Source organism: Humitalea sp. 24SJ18S-53, assembly GCF_050632385.1.
GTDB lineage: Bacteria > Pseudomonadota > Alphaproteobacteria > Acetobacterales > Acetobacteraceae > Humitalea.
In genome coordinates this window covers 3729214-3745786 of the sequence record NZ_CP192599.1, presented here as the reverse complement: position 1 = coordinate 3745786, position 16573 = coordinate 3729214, and the positions used below count along the sequence as shown (strand labels likewise).

Genomic DNA, 16573 nt, shown 5'->3' with positions numbered 1-16573 from the left:
CGACGGGCCGGCACGCGCGCCGGAAGGACTGGCTGCGCCGGGGGGCGCCCTGCCGAACAAGGCGGTGGTTTCCCCTGGGGCCGATCTGGCGGCGACCGTCGCCGCCTACGATCCCCGCGCCGACCGCGCCCTGATCGAGGCGGCCTACGACTTCGCCGCCGCCGCCCACGCGAAACAGACGCGGGAAAACGGCGACCCCTACATCACCCATCCGCTGGCTGTCGCGCGCATCCTCGCGGGCTACCGGCTCGACACCGCCTCGATCCTGACCGCCCTGCTGCATGACACGGTGGAGGACACCAGTGTTACCCTGGCGGAGCTTGAACGCCGGTTTGGTGCGGATGTCGCCAGGCTGGTCGATGGGGTGACCAAGCTGGGCCGGATCGAACTCCAGTCCGAACACACCAAACAGGCCGAGAACTTCCGCAAGCTCGTGCTGGCGATGAGCGAGGACATCCGCGTCCTGCTGGTGAAGCTGGCCGACCGCCTGCACAACATGCGGACGCTGCATTTCGTCGAGAAGCCGGAGAAGCGCCGCCGCGTCGCGCGCGAAACATCGGACATCTACGCCCCCCTGGCCGAACGCATCGGCATGGATGCGATCAAGACCGAGCTTGAGGTCCGCGCCTTCCGCGAGATCGAGCCCGACGCCTATCAGACCATCGTCGCCCGCCTGGCTTTCTTGCGCGGGCAGGGCGCGGATCTGATCGAGGAAATCCGCGCCGACATGCTGCGCGTGCTGGCCGCCGACGGGGTCGAACACGCCGAGGTCTCGGGGCGGGAAAAATCCCCCGTCTCGATCTGGCTGAAGATGAAGGAGAAGAAGGTCGAGTTCGAGCAACTCTCGGACATCATGGCCTTCCGCGTGCTCGTCCCGGACAAGGCCACCTGTTACGCCGCGCTGGGGTCGGTGCATTCGCACTATCGGGTCGTGCCGGGGCGGTTCAAGGACTACATCTCCACGCCCAAGAAGAACGGCTACCAGTCGTTGCATACCGGCGTGACTGTGCCCGCGCGCCGCAACGCCAAGATCGAAGTGCAGATCCGCACGCCGGAAATGCACGAAGTCGCTGATTTCGGCGTCGCCGCGCATTGGATCTACAAGCAGGGCGATACCGCGGCGAAAGATCGCCGGCGTTACCCTTGGGTCAAGGACCTGTTGGAAATCCTGGACAACACGGGCAACGAAGCCCAGTCGTTCATGGAGAATACCAAGCTCGCGCTGCACCAGGACCAGGTGTTCTGTTTCACGCCCAAGGGTGAGCTGATCGCCCTGCCGCGCGGCGCCACGCCCGTCGATTTTGCCTATCAGGTCCACTCGGCGGTGGGCGATGCCTGTGTCGGGGCAAAGATCAACGGCCAGATCAAGCCGCTGCGCCAGCCGCTGGACAATGGCGACCAGGTCGAAATCATCACCGCCCGCGGCGGCACGCCCAATCCCGCCTGGGAACGCTTTGTCGTCACCGGCAAGGCGCGCGCCCGTATCCGCCGCGTGGTGCTGGCCAAGCAGCGCGCCGAAACCCAGGAAACCGGCCGCGGCGCCATCGCCCGCGCCTTCCGGCAGGAGGGGATCGAGGCGACCTCCGAACGGGTCGAACGCGCCGCCAAGCTGCTGAAACAAGGCGGTGTCGAAGAACTTTACCTGACGGTCGGCGCCGGCCACATCTCGGCCCGTGACGTCGTCTATGCGGCCGAACCGGAATTGCGCGGCCCGCCGCGGGCGACCGACACGCTGGCGCTGACCCGTGCGCGCGGAAAACCCGGGCAGACCGTGTCGGTGCCGCCGCGCCGGATCGGCGATGCGGCCGATGGCATCAGCGGGCTGGTCGCGGGCATGCCGGTCGCCTTCGCCGGCTGCTGCCATCCGATCCCGGGCGACCGGATCGTCGGCATCGTCGCGACCGGCAAGGGGGTCACCATCCACCGCGCCGAATGCGCGACCCTGACGCAATTCGCCAGCACGCCCGAACGCTTCCTTGACGTGGATTGGGACCAGGCGGCGGCCCCGAATGGCCAGCATGTCGCCCGGCTGGCGCTGGTCGCGACCGAGGAAGGCCCGGCGCTGTCCGGCATCACCATCGCCATCGGCAAGCACGGCGCCCGCCTGTCGCGGCTGAAGGTGAAGCATCGCGCGTCGGATTTTGTCGAGGTTGAAGTGGATGTCGAAGTGACCGACACACGCCATCTGTCGAATGTCGTTGCCGCCTTGCGCGCCTGCCCGGGCGTCGAGGAAGTGGAGCGCGCCAAGGGCTGACGGCCGGCCCACACTGAGGAAGTTTTCAGCATGCCCGATATCGGCGATCGCCTGACCGCCTGGCGCCGTCACCTGCACGCCCACCCCGCCCTCAGCCTGCACGAAGGCCCGACGGCCGCCTTTGTCGCCGAAAAGCTGCGCGAGATCGGCGTGACGGAGTTCGAAACCGGCGTGGGCGGCCACGGCATCGTTGCCACCATCCGCAAGGGCGGCGGCAACCGTTCGGTCGGGCTGCGCGGCGACATGGATGCGCTGCCGATCCACGAAACCGATGCGGACCTGCCCTGGCGCAGCACGGTGCCCGGCGTGATGCACGCCTGTGGCCATGACGGGCACACCACCGCGCTGCTGGGGGCCGCGATCCGGCTGATGGCCGATGACGACTGGTCCGGCACCGTGCGCCTGGTGTTCCAGCCGGCCGAGGAAGGCGGCGGCGGTGCCCGCAGCATGATCCGCGACGGGCTGTTCACCCGCTTCCCGATGGATCGCATCTTTGGTTGGCACAACTGGCCCGGGCTGGCCGCGGGGACTGTCGCGGTGCATCCCGGCCCGGTGATGGCCGCCGGCAACCGCTTCACCCTGACCATCGATGGCCATGCCGGCCACGCCGCCTTGCCGCATCTGACGCGCGATCCGATTGTCGCCGCGGGCCATGCCATCGTCGCCGCGCAATCCATCGTGGCCCGGGTGCTGGACCCGCTGGATGCCGGCGTCGTCTCGCTGACCATGATCCATGGTGGTGAGGCGCAGAACCAGATCGCGGCCCAGGTGCTGCTGAAGGGCAGCATGCGTTTCCTGCGCCCCGCGACCGGGGATGCGATCATCGCCGGCCTGGAACGCATCGCACTTGGCCTGTCGGCCACCTTCGGCGTGACAGCGCGGGTCGAGGTGACACCCGGCGTGCCGGTCACCGTGAACCACGCGGCCGAGGCCGATGTCGCGGCAGAGGCCGCCGGGCGTGTCACCGCGCTGCGCCGCGATCTGGCGCCCGCGATGACGGGCGAGGATTTTTCGCACTTCCTGCACGAAGTGCCCGGCGCCTTCGTCTGGATCGGCAATGGCGAGGCGGCCGGCGGGCGCGACCTGCACAACCCGAACTACGACTTCAACGATGGGATCCTGCCGACGGCTTCGGCCTGGCTGGCCGAGGTGGCCAAGCGGTCGCTCGCGGGCGCCTGACCCGGCGGGCGGGGACTCCCCGTCAGCCGGCTTTACATTCCGGTGCCTGAAGGTCGAACGTAGCCTGTCAAGCCTTTGATAAAATAGGCTGGCATAGGGATTGCTCCTCTCCAGATCGACTCTAACCGTGGTCGGGGAGGGACGGTCACATGTGGTGCCGTAATATCCTTGGGATGGCCTTGGCCATCGGAGTGACGGTCGCGACGCTCGCTGGGGCCAAGGCGAACGTCGTGCTCGACTTCACGCAGGTCGGCCCAACCATCGAAAACGAAAGCGGCTTTCATCCGGAGCGCCCGGTCCCCCTGTTGTTCACGGGCAGAATGGTGGTGACCGACGCCGCCTATGCCGCGGGGTTCGATGTCACGCTGCGGAACAGCGCGCAGCAGGGCCCCTATTTCGAATCATTCGATGGCCTGGTGGCCTTCGACATTCGCTTCAGCATCAACTCTGTTTCTCGGTTGCTGGTCACCTTGGCGGATTTCACGTTCCAGCGGCCGTTTCAGTCGGGCTACTTCAGCGAATTTCACTTCGTTTCCACGCCAAACGGGCCGCCGACTGGCGACGTCTATTACAATGATACTGCAAGCGAGTTCCGGCTACAGGCAGCCGGTCCGGGCGCCTTCGCCGGGCAGGCCAGGTCGGATGGCGCGCTCGGCTGCTTCTTCGCGCGCTGTGACTTCGCCGGCGTGATTTCCGTGCCGGAGCCGTCGAGCCTGGCACTTGTCGGGGTGGGCCTCGTGGCGCTGGGGCTGTCATCCCAACGCCGACGGGCGACCGGCTGACGCTCCGGGCGTCACGCGGCGTCGAAAACCCGGCGCAGCCAGGCCCCTGCCTTGGCCACGGCATCGCGCGCCTTCGCGACCTCGGCCAATGCGCGCAGGAACCCGTGGGCGACGCCGGGAAACACCTCCGCCTCCAGCGGCACGCCGGCGGCGCGCAGGCGTTCCGCCATCGCGGCGTTTTCGCCCGACAGCACGTCCAACTCGGCCCAATGCAGCAGTACCGGCGGCAGCCCAGCCAGGTCGGCGCGCAGGGGGCTGGCCAGCGGGTTCAGCCGGTCGGCCGGGCGCGGGCAGTAGCAATCCCAGTAGAAGCGCATCTTGTCGCGCGTCAGCCAGTAGCCGTCAGCGAATTCATCATAGGATGGCGTGTCCAGCCGGGCGTCGAACACGCCGTAGTTCAGCAACAGCCCCGACAGCCGCAGGTCCGGGTCTGTCTCCCGCAGCAGCAGCGCCACCCCGGCTGCCAGGTTTCCACCCGCCGAGTCCCCGCCGATGGCGATGCGCCCGGGGTCGAGCCCCCAGTCGGCGCCTTGTGCCGCGATCCAGCGCACCACGGCGGCCGATTCCTCCAGCGCCTGCGGAAACGCCGCTTCGGGGGAAAGCGTGTAGTCGGGGCCGATCACGACGCAGCCCGCGGCGGCGGCGTATTCGCGCATCAGGCGATCATGCGTGTCGATACTGTTCCACACCCAGCCGCCGCCATGCAGATAGACCAGGACCGGCGCCGGCCCCGTGATCCCGGCGGGGCGGTGAAAGCGGCAGAGCAGGCGGTGGCCGCGGATCGGTAGCCAGCGATCCTCGGTGACGGCCATGACCGGGCCGGTGGTGGTATCGGCGTGGATCGCCTCACCGGTCGCGCGCGCGCCATCCAGCGGCAGGGTCAGCGTCTGCGGCGGATAGGTGGCGGCCCGCGCGGCCAGCCTGGTTTGCGCTGCCAGCATCTCGGGATCCCAGCGCGGGTCGGTTTCGGTCATGCTTCCTCCGGTGACGATCCGGCCATTCCACGGCGGCGCGGCCTTGCCGGCAAGTGACCCCCCACCTCTGTGCTTGCCCAAGCCGGGGGCTGGGACCAGCCTGTGGCCATGTCGCTGCCTGTCACCCATGGCCCACGGAAGAAGGGTTTTGCCGACACCGCGCTATTCCGGCCGCGCGCGGTCGTGCTTCTGGCCGACCCGTCGCTGCCCGAGGCGGGGGTGCTGGCCGCCAACCTCGCCGCCGGCGGCTTTGCGGGGGCGCTATCGATCCTGGGCATGGACGCGCCGGGGTTGACCCGGCTGCCCGACCTCGGGGCGTTGGAAATGGGGACGGACCTGGCGGTCATCGCCTTGCCGCGCGAATCGGTGGGACCGGCGATGGCGGGGCTGGCCGCGCGGGGCTGCCACGCAGCCGTCGTCGTCACCGACATGCCGGCGCCTGAACTGGCGGCGGCCGGGCGGGCGACAGGGGTTCGCGCCTTGGGGCCGCGGTCATTCGGGCTTTGCGTGCCGGCGATCGGGCTGAACGCCAGCCTGTCGCACCTGCCGGTGCCGGCCGGGCGGCTGGCCGTCGCGTGCCAGGGCTCGGCGTTGCCGCGCGCGCTGATCGACTGGGCGCTGGGTCAGGCGGTGGGCTTCAGCCACATTATCGGCATCGGCGACAACGCCGACATCGGCTTCGCGCCGGCACTAGACTGGATCGCGCGTGACCCCTCGGCCGGGGCCGTGCTGCTCGACCTGCGGCGCATCCGCAATCGGCGGATGTTCATCTCCGCGGCCCGCGCCGCCGCCCGCACCCGCCCGGTGGTCGCGATACGCCCGGGCGCCCGCAGCACCGACGGCAATGGCGATGCCGTGCTGGAAGCCGCGTTGCGCCGTGCCGGGGTGTTGCGCGTGGATGGGTTGGAAGATTTGCTAGCCGCCGCCGAAACCCTGCCTCGGGTCCGGCCCGCATCCCGCCACGGCGCCGATGCACTGCCGGGCGACCGGATCGCCATCGTGGCGAATGGCGAGGGCCTGGCCCTGCTGGGCGCGGATGCGGTCGCCGATCGCGGCGCGCGGCTGGCCGTGACGGGGGCAGCGAACCCCTTGACCCTGCCAGCCACGTCAGGCGTCGGCTTGGTGACCGAGGCCCGCCGGCTGGCCACGCTCCCCGCCGTGGATTGCGTCATCCTGCTGCATGCGCCGACACCCGGGGAGGATGAGGCACCGTTGATCGCGGCGCTGACCGGGACGCGGCCCGCGCGTGGCCAGGCGCCGCTGCTGACCGGCTGGTGCGGCCAGCATACCGCGGGCGCCCAGCGTCGCGCGTTGGCGGAAGCGGGCATGGCGGTCTTTCCGACGCCGGAGGGGGCGGTGCGCGGCGCCATGCACCTCGCGCGCGATCACCAGGCGCGTGCGGCGGCGGCGGAAACGCCATCGCGCGATGTGCTGGACCTCGCACCCGACCGCGACGCCGTGGGCGCGCTGATCGCCCGCGCCCGGGCCGAGGGGCGCCACGACATGAACGAAGCCGACAGCCTGGCGGTGCTGGCGGCCTATGGCCTGCCCTGCATTCCGTCGCGCGCGGCGAAGGGGCCGACCCAGGCGGCGGTCGCCGCGGCCGCGCTCGGCTTTCCGGCGGTGCTGAAAATCCTGTCGTCGGATTTGCCGCGCAAGACCGATGTCGGCGGCGTGGTCCTGGGCCTGCGGGATTCGGCGGCGGTGCTGCGGGCCGCCAAGGCGATGCTGGCCGATGTCGCCGCGCGCCGGCCGCAGGCGCGGCTGGACGGCGTGCTGGTGCAGCGCATGGCCGAGGCTGGGCAGGAGTTGCGGCTGCACCTGTCGGACGACCCGATGTTCGGCCCCTATATTGGCTTCGGGCGGGGCGGCACGGCGGCTGATTTCGAACCCGATGAGGGCTTCGACCTGCCGCCGCTGAACAACACCTTGGCAACCGCGCTGGTCGATCGCAGCCGCGCCGCCCGCCTGTTCGCGGGCTACAGGGACCTGCCGCCGGTGGATCGTCAGGCGGTCGCCGATGCGCTGGTCAGGCTGTCGCAGATCGCGGTGGATTTCCCCGAGATCGCCGCTATCAGCATCAACCCCCTGCGCGCGGGGCCGGCGGGAGTGATGGCGCTCGATGCCTCGGTGTCGCTGCGTGTGGAGGGCAGTCTTGGCCACCTGGCCATCCCGCCCTATCCGGCCGAATTGTCGCGCGCCTGGACCGCGCGCGATGGCGAGGAGGTGACCATTCGCCCCATCCGGCCAGAAGATGCCGCGGCACATGCCGAGGCTTTCGCCCGGCTGAAGGCGGAGGATGTGCGCTGGCGCTTCTTCACGCCGCTGAAGGAACTACCGCCCGAACAGATCGCCCGGATGACGCAGGTCGACTACGACCGGGAAATGGCCTTCGTGGCGGTGGATGCGGCGGCGCGCACCGTCGGCGTGTCGCGGCTGATCCGCACCCCGGACGGCGATGCCGAATTCGCGGTGGTGGTCGATCCCGACTGGAAGGGGCGGGGCCTCGGCCGCGCGCTGATGCAGCGCATCATCGACTGGGGGCGCAGCGTCGGCGTGCGGCGCATCGTTGGCCAGGTTCTGGCCGACAATGCGCCGATGCTCGGCTTTGTCCGTGCCCTGGGCTTCGTCGCGCGACGCCTGCCGGATGAGGAGGAGGTGCTGGAAGCGGTGCTGGACCTTTCGCCCGCGCCGGCTGGGTAACTAGGTAGTTTCCTTTTGTCGCCAGGGCGCGCTAGCCTTGTTGCGGAAGCCGGCGGCAAGCCGGCCCGCAAAGGGAGTCATCCATGGAACATCCGCAACGTCGCACGTTGCTGCGCGGCCTCGCCGCCGGTACCGCGCTGCTTGCCGCCCCGCATGTCGCGCGGGCGCAGGCCGTCATCACGCTGAACGGCGCCAGCCAATTCAACGACGAACATGTTTTCACCCGCGCCCTGGTCCGGTTCGAGGAGCTGGTGAAGCAGTATTACGGCCAGCCGATCAACTTCGTGATGCACAAGAACTCCTCGCTGGGGCTGGAGAAGCAGTATTTCGAGTACATGTCCGCGGGCCGCGCCGTCGACTACGGCATCGTCAGCCCGGCGCACATGTCCACCTTCAGCCGTGCCGCGCCCTTCATCGACGCGCCCTTCCTGTTCCGTGACCTGGCGCATTGGAACGCTGTGCTGGACGCCGACATGTTCGCCCCCATCGCCGACGAAGTGGATCGTCGTGCGCGGGTCAAGCTGATCGGCTGGGCCGGCGGCGGCATCCGCAACATCTTCAGCAGCCGCCCGGCGACCAACATGGCGGAGATCCGCAATCTGCGCGTTCGCGTCCAGGGTGCGCCGATCTGGAGCCGCACCTTCCAGGCGATCGGCATGGCGCCGCAGGTGATCGCCTACAACGAGGTCTACAACGCGATCCAGAACAACGTCATCGAAGCCGGTGAGAACGAGGCCGCCGGCGTCGAGCAGATGCGCTTCTTCGAAGTCGGGCCGAACCTGCTGATGACGCGGCACGCCATCACCATCCGCCCGATCTGCTTTTCGACCCAGACGTTCAACAGGCTTCCCCCGGCCCTGCAGGCCGCTGTGGTGCGGGCGGGCAAGGAAGCCGGTGTGTTCGGTCGCCAGGCCGAAAGCACCGAGGACGAGCAGAAGATCACCGCCCTGGCCGCCGCGGGGCGCCTGCGCAAGATCGAGTTCACCGAACGCCCGGCGATGCAGGCCGTCGTAGAGCCGGTGATGGCTGCCTATGCGCGCGAGATCGACGCAGGGCCGATTTTCGCCCGGATCAACGCCCAGACGTCCTGATCCCCGCGCGGGGCGGCCCGTGCGGCCGCCCCCCTCTTTTTCCAGTCCCTCCCCAAGGATGCCGCCCATGCCGCCCACTGGCGCGCGCAACATCTTGCGCCGCATTTCCGACGTCTACAGCCGTATCCTCGACGTGCTGTTGGTGTTCACGGTCCTGCTGATCCTGCTGCCGGTCACGTTGCAGATCTTCTCCCGCTTCACCGCGCTGCTGCCGCGATACATCTGGACGGAGGAGCTTTCGCGCTTCCTGCTGATCTGGATGATCATGATCGGCGCCATGGTCGGCGTGCGGGAGGGTGCGCATTTCACCGTCGATTTGTTCCCCTCGTTGAAGGGGCGCAAGCGGGCGGCGCTCGATATCGTCTCGGGCCTGTTCGTGCTGGCCTTTGCGTTGGTCTTCCTGATCTACGGCTGGGAATTCACCGAACTCGCCTGGTATCGCATCAGCGAACTGGCCGAACTGCCGTTGCCGCTGATCCATGTCGCCTGGCCGATCTGCGGTGCGACCTGGATCCTGTTCCAGGGTGAACGCATGTGGGACGACATCCGCGTTCTGCGCCATGGCGAGGACAATATCTGATGGGCGCGAGCACCCTGTCCGCCGGCACCGCCGCGTGGATCCTTTTCGGCATGTTCTTCGCGCAGCTTGCGCTGCGGGTTCCCGTCGCCGTCGCACTTGGCATCGCCTGCCTGCCGATCCTGCTGATCGAGGACCGGCTTTGGCCGATGATCCTCGTGCAGGAGACGTTCAACGCCTACAACTCCTTTATCCTGCTCGCGGTGCCCTTCTTCCTGCTGACCGCGAACCTGATGAACGTGGGCGGCATCACCGACCGGCTTGTGCGGTTTTCCCGTGCCCTGGTCGGGCATTTCCCGGGCGGGCTCGCGCAGATCAACGTGGTGCTGTCGATCTTCTTCGCCGGCATTTCCGGCAGCAGCACGGCGGATGCGGCCAGCCAGTCCAAGCTGTTCATCGATGCCCAGCGCAAGGAAGGCTACGATGACAGCTTTTCGGTCGCGATCACGGCGGTTTCCGCGGTGCTGGCGGTCATCATCCCGCCGTCGATTCTGATGATCGTCTGGGGCGGTGTGCTGACCGTCTCGATCGGGGCGCTGTTCCTGGCCGGGATCATTCCCGGTGTCATGATCGGCCTGGTGCAGATGGCGACCGTGCATGCCTACGCCAAAATACGTGGCTACCCGACCTATCCGCGCGCCACGCTGGCCGAGATTTTCTCCGGCTTCATGGTGTCGATCCCGGCACTGATCACGCCCTTCATCATCATCGGCGGCAAGATCTTTGGTTGGTTCACGGCCACGGAGTCTGCCTGCATCGCCGTGCTCTACGCGGGCTTCCTGTCGATCATCGTCTATCGGGAAATGGACTTCAAAGGCCTCTGGCTGGCTTTCTCCGATACCGGGCGGCTGTCGGCGATCACGCTGTTCTGCGTCGGCACGGCCAGTGCCTTCGGCTGGTTGCTCGCCTACTACAAGATCCCCGAAGCGCTGCTGGTCGGCGTGTCGGCGTGGGAGATGGGGCCGATCACCACGGGGTTGTTCATCGCCGGCGTCTTCCTGGTGGTGGGCTGCTTCCTCGATGCGATCCCGGCGATCATCATCGTGGGCACCATCCTGCAACCCATCGCCGCATTGGCCGGGCTGCATCCGGTGCATTTCGCGATGATCGGGATCGTGTCTCTGGCCTTCGGGCTGGTCACGCCGCCCTATGGGCTGTGCCTGATGATCGCCTGTTCCATCGCCAAGATACGCATGATCGACGCGTTGAAGGACACGATGATCATGCTGATCCCGATGTTCGCGGTCCTGGTGCTGCTGATCATGTGGCCCGGGATGGCCTTGCTGCTGCCGTCGCTGGTGGAACCCGACTTCCTCAAGTGAGGAAGCCGGGCGCCGGTCTCAGACCGGCGTCTCGGCGACCAGTGCGCGGACCCGGGCGGCAGCGGCCGGGCCCTTCAACGCATCCCGCCAGGCGGCCTCGGCCACGCGCTGGTACACCGTGATCGCTTCATCGGCGGCGGTGACGGTGGCAACGCCCAGGCCGGCATTGGGTGCGGTATCGGGCGGGAAGGGACTGGTGCAGACATGCGCCCTTTCGCGCCCGCGCAGCACGATGAAGCCGCCCGATGGCTCTACGGTGGACATCAGGCCGAGCTGCAACCCCATCGGCAGGTTTTCCATCAGGCTCGCGATATGCTCGGCCTCGGCCCGTGCCGCCATGCGGCAGCGGATGCGGGTGCGTTCCGACATCGGCAGCCCCGGGGCCACGCCCTCGGCCAGCAGGCGGCGCAGGTTGGCCTCGCTCAGCATCGCGGTCATCGACGGCTTGCGCGCCGCATGCATCCGCCGGCGGGCGGCGAGCAGCCCGAGCGCCTGGTCCGCCGCGGCGCGGGCCGGCACGCGTTCGGGTGTTGCATCGGCATTGTCGGTCAGGGCCTCGGCCAGCGCCCCGTCAAAGGAATCGCTGGCGGCGAGGTAGCAGACCGCGCCGCCGACCTGCAGGATCTGTTCAGCCTGTTCCTCCACCTGGCGCAGGCGTTCCTGGAAGCCGGCCGGGCGGGTAAAATACTCGATCCCGATCCCCAGCAGCGACAAAGGCGAAATTTTCAGGAGTTCGGCCAGGCGCCGGATGGTATCCAGCTTGATGACCTCGCCCTTCTCATACCGGTAGAGGGCCGCGCGGGAAACGCCGAGACGGGCTGCGATTTCCTCCGCCCGCAGGCCTGATTCGAGGCGATAGGCCCGCAATTGCTGCCCGATGTCGGCAAACTGCATGCAACCCCCTGTTGGTATCGCGAGCGAATTACAATCATGAATTACGAGACATGTCTCGTGTCGCGATTACAATGCTGCGAACCGGTGGATGGCGCAATAGGATTGTCGCGGCGTTTACGAAAAATGGGGCGCGTTGCAACCATGGAGAGCGGACCCACGGCCCGCCCCCTGGCACGAATGGCAGCCTAGTCTTCGGCGACCTTGCTCGCGGCCATCGTCTCCAGCGCCTTGACCAGGGCCGAGTGGTCCAGATCGGCGCCGCCCTGGGCCGCGACGGCCGAGAACAACTGCTGCGCCGAGGCGGTGTTCGGCAGCGCCACGCCCAGGTCCCGCCCGGCCGACAGCGCCAGGTTCAGGTCCTTCTGGTGCAACCGGATGCGGAAGCCGGGGGCGAAGGTGCGCTTGATCATGCGCTCGCCATGCACTTCCAGGATGCGGGAGGCCGCAAAGCCGCCCATCAGCGCCTGGCGCACCTTGGCCGGATCGGCACCGGCCTTGGAGGCGAAGACCAGCGCCTCGGCCACCGCTTCGATGTTCAGCGCCACGATGATCTGGTTCGCGACCTTGCAGGTCTGGCCGGCGCCGGCCGGGCCGACATGGGTGATGTTCTTGCCCATCAGCTCGAACAGGGGCAGGGCGCGGGCAAAGGCGTCGTCGGTGCCGCCGCACATGATGGTCAGGGAGGCCGCCTTGGCACCGACCTCACCACCCGACACGGGCGCATCCACCCAGTCGCAGCCGGCTTCGACCAGGCGCTTGGCATAGCCCTGGGTCGCGGTCGGGCTGATCGAGGACATGTCGATCACCAGCGTCCCCGGCTTCAGCGCGGGGGCGATGCCGTCGGCGCCGAACAGCACGGCCTCAACATCGGGGGTGTCGGGGACCATGATGATGACCACCTCGGCCGCCGCGGCGACCGCCGCGGCATCGGCCAGGACTTCCGCCGAGGCGCGCATTTCGGGGGTCAGGCTGGCGCGTTCCGGCACGAACAGGCTGTGCCCGCCCTTGGCCAGGTTGAGCGCCATCGGGCGCCCCATGATGCCGAGGCCGATGAAACCGATCTTCATGTTAACGATCCTTATCAGGAAGCGGGTTTGGCGTAGGGGCGGAACCAGCCGAGGCCGGCGACCGTGTCGCCCGCGGGGCGATACTCGCAGCCGATCCAGCCGCGGAAGCCCAGGGCGTCGATGCGCTTGAACACGAAATCCCAGTTCACCTCACCCGTCCCCGGTTCGTTGCGCGCCGGGACATCGGCGACCTGCATATGGGCGATGATCGGCAGGTGCTTTTCCACCCGCTTGACGATGTCGCCCTCGGTCACCTGGCAATGATACAGGTCGAATTGCAGGCCAAGCCGATCCGGGCCGACCGCCGCGATCACCGCCGCCGCCTGGTCCATCGTGTTCAGGAACAGGCCCGGGATGTCGCGGTGGTTGATCGGTTCGATCACCGGCTTCACGCCCGCCTTGGCGCATTCTTCCGCCGCCCAGTCGAGGTTAGCGACATAAACCCCCGTCAGCGTGTCGTGCGCGACGCCGGCCGGTGCCAGCCCTGCCATCAGGTGCAGGCGCGGACAGGACAGCGCGGCCGCGTAGTCCAGCGCCTTCTTCACGCCGTCGCGGAATTCCTGCCGCCGGTCGGGCAGGCAGGCGACGCCGCGTTCGCCGCCGGCCCAATCGCCGGGCGGGCCATTGAACAGGACCTGCGACAGGCCGTTGTCGGCCAGGCGCCTGGCGATATCCGCCGCGGGGAAGTCGTAGGGAAAGAGAAACTCGACCGCTTCGAACCCTTGTGCCCGGGCTGCGGCAAAGCGGTCCAGGAAGGGGACCTCGTTGAACATCATGGACAGGTTGGCGGCAAAGCGCGGCATGGCGGGGCGTTCCCTTGTTTCCCTGGGCTGGCTTTCTGGCGGGGGAAGCCAGTGTCGGCAAGGGTGCTGATGGCGGGCACAGGCGACAGGAGGGCGCCGGATGCGGCACAGTGGCCGCATGAGCGATGCCCCTCCACCGTCCCCACCCCCCACCAGCGATCAGCGCGTGGAGTCGCACCAAGCCAACCGCATCATCGGCTTCGCGGCGCTCGTCGCCCTCGGGGTCGGCTGCCTGTTGGTGCTGAAGCCTTTTGTCTCGGCGCTATTATGGGCGGCGATCCTGGTGTTCTCGACCTGGCCGGCCTTCCTTCTGCTGCGTGACCGTGCCCGGCTGGGACCGACGGGCGCCGCCACGGCGATGGTGGTCGCGGAGTTCCTGCTGATCGGCCTGCCGCTGTTGCTGGTGGCGCCGACCGACCGGGCTTCGATCGAAAGCCTGCAAGCCGCGGTGCAGGGGATGGTCGGCCGGGGGCTGCCGGATTTCAATTGGATCGCCGCGATCCCCTTGGTTGGCGAAACCCTTCATACGACCTGGGCGTCCTGGCAGCGGGACCTGTCCGGCCTGGCCGAGGCCGTCCAGCCCTATGCCGGCACCATTGCCCAGGCCGCGTTGTCGGTGTTGCTGACCGTGCTGTCGGGCATCGCGGAACTGCTGGTCGCCATCGCGCTGGCCTTCTTCTTCTACCGCGACGGTCCGGCGATCGCGACGCAGGCGCGGCGGTTGTCGGACCGGCTGGCGGGCCCCGCCTCCTTGCGGCTGTTCAAACTCACCGGCGATGTCACGCGGGGCGTGGTGTATGGGCTGCTGGGCACGGCGCTGGTGCAGGGGTTGATGACCACCTTCGGCCTGTGGATCGCGGGGGTACCGCAGCCGGTGCTGCTTGGCTTCATCACTGGCGTGATTTCGATCTTGCCGGTCGGCGCGCCGCTGGTCTGGATTCCCGCCACCCTGTGGCTGCTGGGGCAGGGTAGCATCGGTTGGGGCATCTTCATGGGGCTGTATGGGGCCTTGGGGATTTCCTCGGTCGACAACTTCATCCGGCCCTGGCTGATCAGCCGCGGCGCCGACCTGCCGTTGCTGCTGACCTTGCTGGGCGCCTTGGGTGGGGTCTTCGCCTTTGGCTTCCTTGGCCTGTTTCTTGGGCCGGTGCTGCTCGCGGTCGGCTATACGTTGCTGCGTGATTGGACAGGTACGGGCACGGTGGCGGCGGGACCGGTCAAACCCGGCGCCTAAACCTCTTTCGCGGCGCCGTTGCAGCCTCTATGCCTGAGACATCAAAAAAGCCGACCGGGAACCGGCGGCAGCAGGGGGTTCTGGGCGATGCGGAAATGGCTTTTGGCCGTGTTGGCGGCTGTGGTGATCGCAGGCGGCGCTGACGCGCGCACCATCCGCTGGGCCGCCTCTGGCGACCCGAATACGATGGATCCGCACAGCCAGAACGTCGGCACGGTCACGATGGTCGTGCAGCAGATCTACGACGCGCTGATCGCCCGCAATGCCGACCTGAGCCTCGCCCCCGGCCTGGCGCTGTCCTGGACGCAGGTTGAACCCACCCGCTGGCGCTTCGTGCTGCGCCAGGGTGTACGCTTCCACGAAGGCGAGGGTTTCAGCGCCGATGACGTGGTCTTTTCGATCGGCCGCGCCCGGGCGCCGACCAGCAACTTCGGCATCTTTGTCGACACGATCGACAGCGTCGTGAAGGTCGACGACGCCACGGTCGATGTCATCACCAAGATCCCCGACCCGATCCTGCCGAACAAATTCGCCAGCGTTTATATGATGAGCCAGGCCTGGGCCGAGCGCGTTGGCGCCACCCGGCCGCAGAACACGCGCAACCGTGAGGAAATGGCGACCGTCCGCCAGGCCAATGGCACCGGCGCCTTCCGCCTGTCGCTGCGCGAACCGGATGTCCGCACCGTGCTGACCCGGAACCCCGCCTGGTTCGGCTGGCAGCAGACGACCGGCGGCAATGCGCCGGGCAATGTCACCGAACTGGTCTTCCGCCCGATTTCGTCGGATGCGACGCGGGTCGCGGCGCTGCTGTCGGGTGAGGTGGATTTCGTGCTCGATCCGCCGTTGCAGGACCTGAACCGCCTGCGCGCCGCGCCGGGCGTCAAGGTCCTGGAGGGCCCCGAGGTCCGCACGATCTTCCTGGCCTTCGACACATTCCGCGACGAGCTGATCTACAGCAGCGTACGCGGCGCCAACCCGTTCCGCGACCTGCGGGTGCGGCAGGCGCTGTATCATGCGATCGACATCGCCGCGATCCAGCGCACCACGATGCGTGGCCAGTCGGTGCCGACCGGCACGCTGTTCCCGCCCCAGGTCAATGGCTATGTCGCGGCCGAGGATGTGCGACTGCCCTACGACGTCGCCCGCGCCCGTGCCCTGCTGACCGAGGCCGGTTATCCGAACGGCTTCGAGATCACGCTCGATTGCTCCAACAACCGCTACATCAACGATGAGCAGATCTGCCAGGCAATCGCCGCCATGTGGGCGCGGGTCGGCGTGCGGACGAACCTGAACGCTATGCCGCTGGCGCCCTTCTTCGCCAAGATCCAGCGCGACGACACATCGGTGTACATGCTCGGCTGGGGCGTTCCGACGCTGGATTCCCTGTATTCCTTCCAATCCCTGCTCGCGACCCGCAACGGCGCGCAGGGCGATGGCATCTGGAATTACGGGCGCTATTCCAACCCGGCGATGGATGCGCTGATCGAGCGTATGAAAACCGATTCGAGCGACGCCCGCATGGAGACGATTGCCGAGGCGCTGCGCCTCTACCGCGCCGACGTGCCGCATATCCCCTTGCACCACCAGATGATCCCCTGGGCCATGCGGTCCAACATCTCCATCCCGCATGCGGCGAACAACCAGCCGTATTTCCGCTGGGCCGTGGTGAACTGAGACTTTTGTAGCGGGGGTA

At 67.9% G+C, this 16573-nt stretch carries 13 protein-coding genes; 9 read left to right on the top strand and 4 right to left on the bottom strand.

Annotated features, from left to right (window positions below):
• Positions 1-64: 64 nt before the first annotated feature.
• From ACQW02_RS17890 to ACQW02_RS17880, 3 genes are all read left to right on the top strand, one after another.
• Positions 65-2254: a RelA/SpoT family protein gene (locus tag ACQW02_RS17890; RefSeq protein ID WP_431281263.1), complete on the top strand. Its 2190-nt coding sequence runs from the start codon at positions 65-67 to the stop codon at positions 2252-2254.
• Positions 2255-2284: 30 nt separating this feature from the next.
• Positions 2285-3433, top strand: coding sequence for an amidohydrolase (locus ACQW02_RS17885; RefSeq protein WP_431281262.1), 1149 nt, complete (start codon positions 2285-2287; stop codon positions 3431-3433).
• A gap of 173 nt (positions 3434-3606) precedes the next feature.
• Positions 3607-4215: a PEP-CTERM sorting domain-containing protein gene (locus tag ACQW02_RS17880; RefSeq protein ID WP_431281261.1), complete on the top strand. Its 609-nt coding sequence runs from the start codon at positions 3607-3609 to the stop codon at positions 4213-4215.
• An 11-nt stretch (positions 4216-4226) separates the two neighbouring features.
• On the opposite strand, the gene ACQW02_RS17875 is transcribed toward ACQW02_RS17880, so the two are convergent.
• A complete protein-coding gene (locus tag ACQW02_RS17875; protein ID WP_431281260.1) occupies positions 4227-5189 on the bottom strand; it encodes an alpha/beta hydrolase in 963 nt (320 codons plus the stop codon).
• A gap of 108 nt (positions 5190-5297) precedes the next feature.
• Here ACQW02_RS17875 and ACQW02_RS17870 point away from each other — a divergent pair, with 108 nt between their 5' ends.
• From ACQW02_RS17870 to ACQW02_RS17855, 4 genes are all read left to right on the top strand, one after another.
• Entirely contained in the window at positions 5298-7892 is a 2595-nt protein-coding gene (locus ACQW02_RS17870; RefSeq protein WP_431281259.1) for a GNAT family N-acetyltransferase, read from the top strand.
• Between the two features lie 83 nt (positions 7893-7975).
• Complete coding sequence (locus ACQW02_RS17865; RefSeq protein WP_431281258.1) at positions 7976-8983, top strand: TRAP transporter substrate-binding protein; 1008 nt, start codon at positions 7976-7978, stop codon at positions 8981-8983.
• A 67-nt stretch (positions 8984-9050) separates the two neighbouring features.
• On the top strand, positions 9051-9563 hold the full coding sequence (locus tag ACQW02_RS17860; protein WP_431281257.1) for a TRAP transporter small permease: 513 nt from the start codon (positions 9051-9053) through the stop codon (positions 9561-9563).
• Positions 9563-10882: a TRAP transporter large permease gene (locus ACQW02_RS17855; RefSeq protein ID WP_431281256.1), complete on the top strand. Its 1320-nt coding sequence runs from the start codon at positions 9563-9565 to the stop codon at positions 10880-10882. The genes ACQW02_RS17860 and ACQW02_RS17855 overlap by 1 nt, the downstream gene beginning before the upstream one ends.
• Positions 10883-10900: 18 nt before the next feature.
• Here ACQW02_RS17855 and ACQW02_RS17850 read toward each other — a convergent pair whose 3' ends face one another.
• From ACQW02_RS17850 to otnI, 3 genes are all read right to left on the bottom strand, one after another.
• Positions 10901-11776 carry a helix-turn-helix domain-containing protein gene (locus ACQW02_RS17850; RefSeq protein ID WP_431281255.1) on the bottom strand — a complete coding sequence of 292 codons (876 nt, stop codon included), beginning with the start codon at positions 11774-11776 and terminating at the stop codon, positions 10901-10903.
• 185 nt (positions 11777-11961) lie between these two features.
• A complete protein-coding gene (locus tag ACQW02_RS17845; RefSeq protein ID WP_431281254.1) occupies positions 11962-12843 on the bottom strand; it encodes a 2-hydroxy-3-oxopropionate reductase in 882 nt (293 codons plus the stop codon).
• 14 nt (positions 12844-12857) lie between these two features.
• The gene (gene otnI / locus ACQW02_RS17840; protein WP_431281253.1) at positions 12858-13646 is read right to left on the bottom strand and encodes a 2-oxo-tetronate isomerase; all 789 of its coding nucleotides are present in this window, start codon (positions 13644-13646) and stop codon (positions 12858-12860) included.
• Between the two features lie 166 nt (positions 13647-13812).
• On the opposite strand from otnI, the gene ACQW02_RS17835 reads away from it, so the two are divergent.
• Positions 13813-14880, top strand: coding sequence for an AI-2E family transporter (locus ACQW02_RS17835; protein ID WP_431281252.1), 1068 nt, complete (start codon positions 13813-13815; stop codon positions 14878-14880).
• Between the two features lie 87 nt (positions 14881-14967).
• Positions 14968-16554, top strand: a complete 1587-nt coding sequence (locus ACQW02_RS17830; protein ID WP_431281251.1) for an ABC transporter substrate-binding protein — start codon at positions 14968-14970, stop codon at positions 16552-16554.
• Positions 16555-16573: the final 19 nt, after the last annotated feature.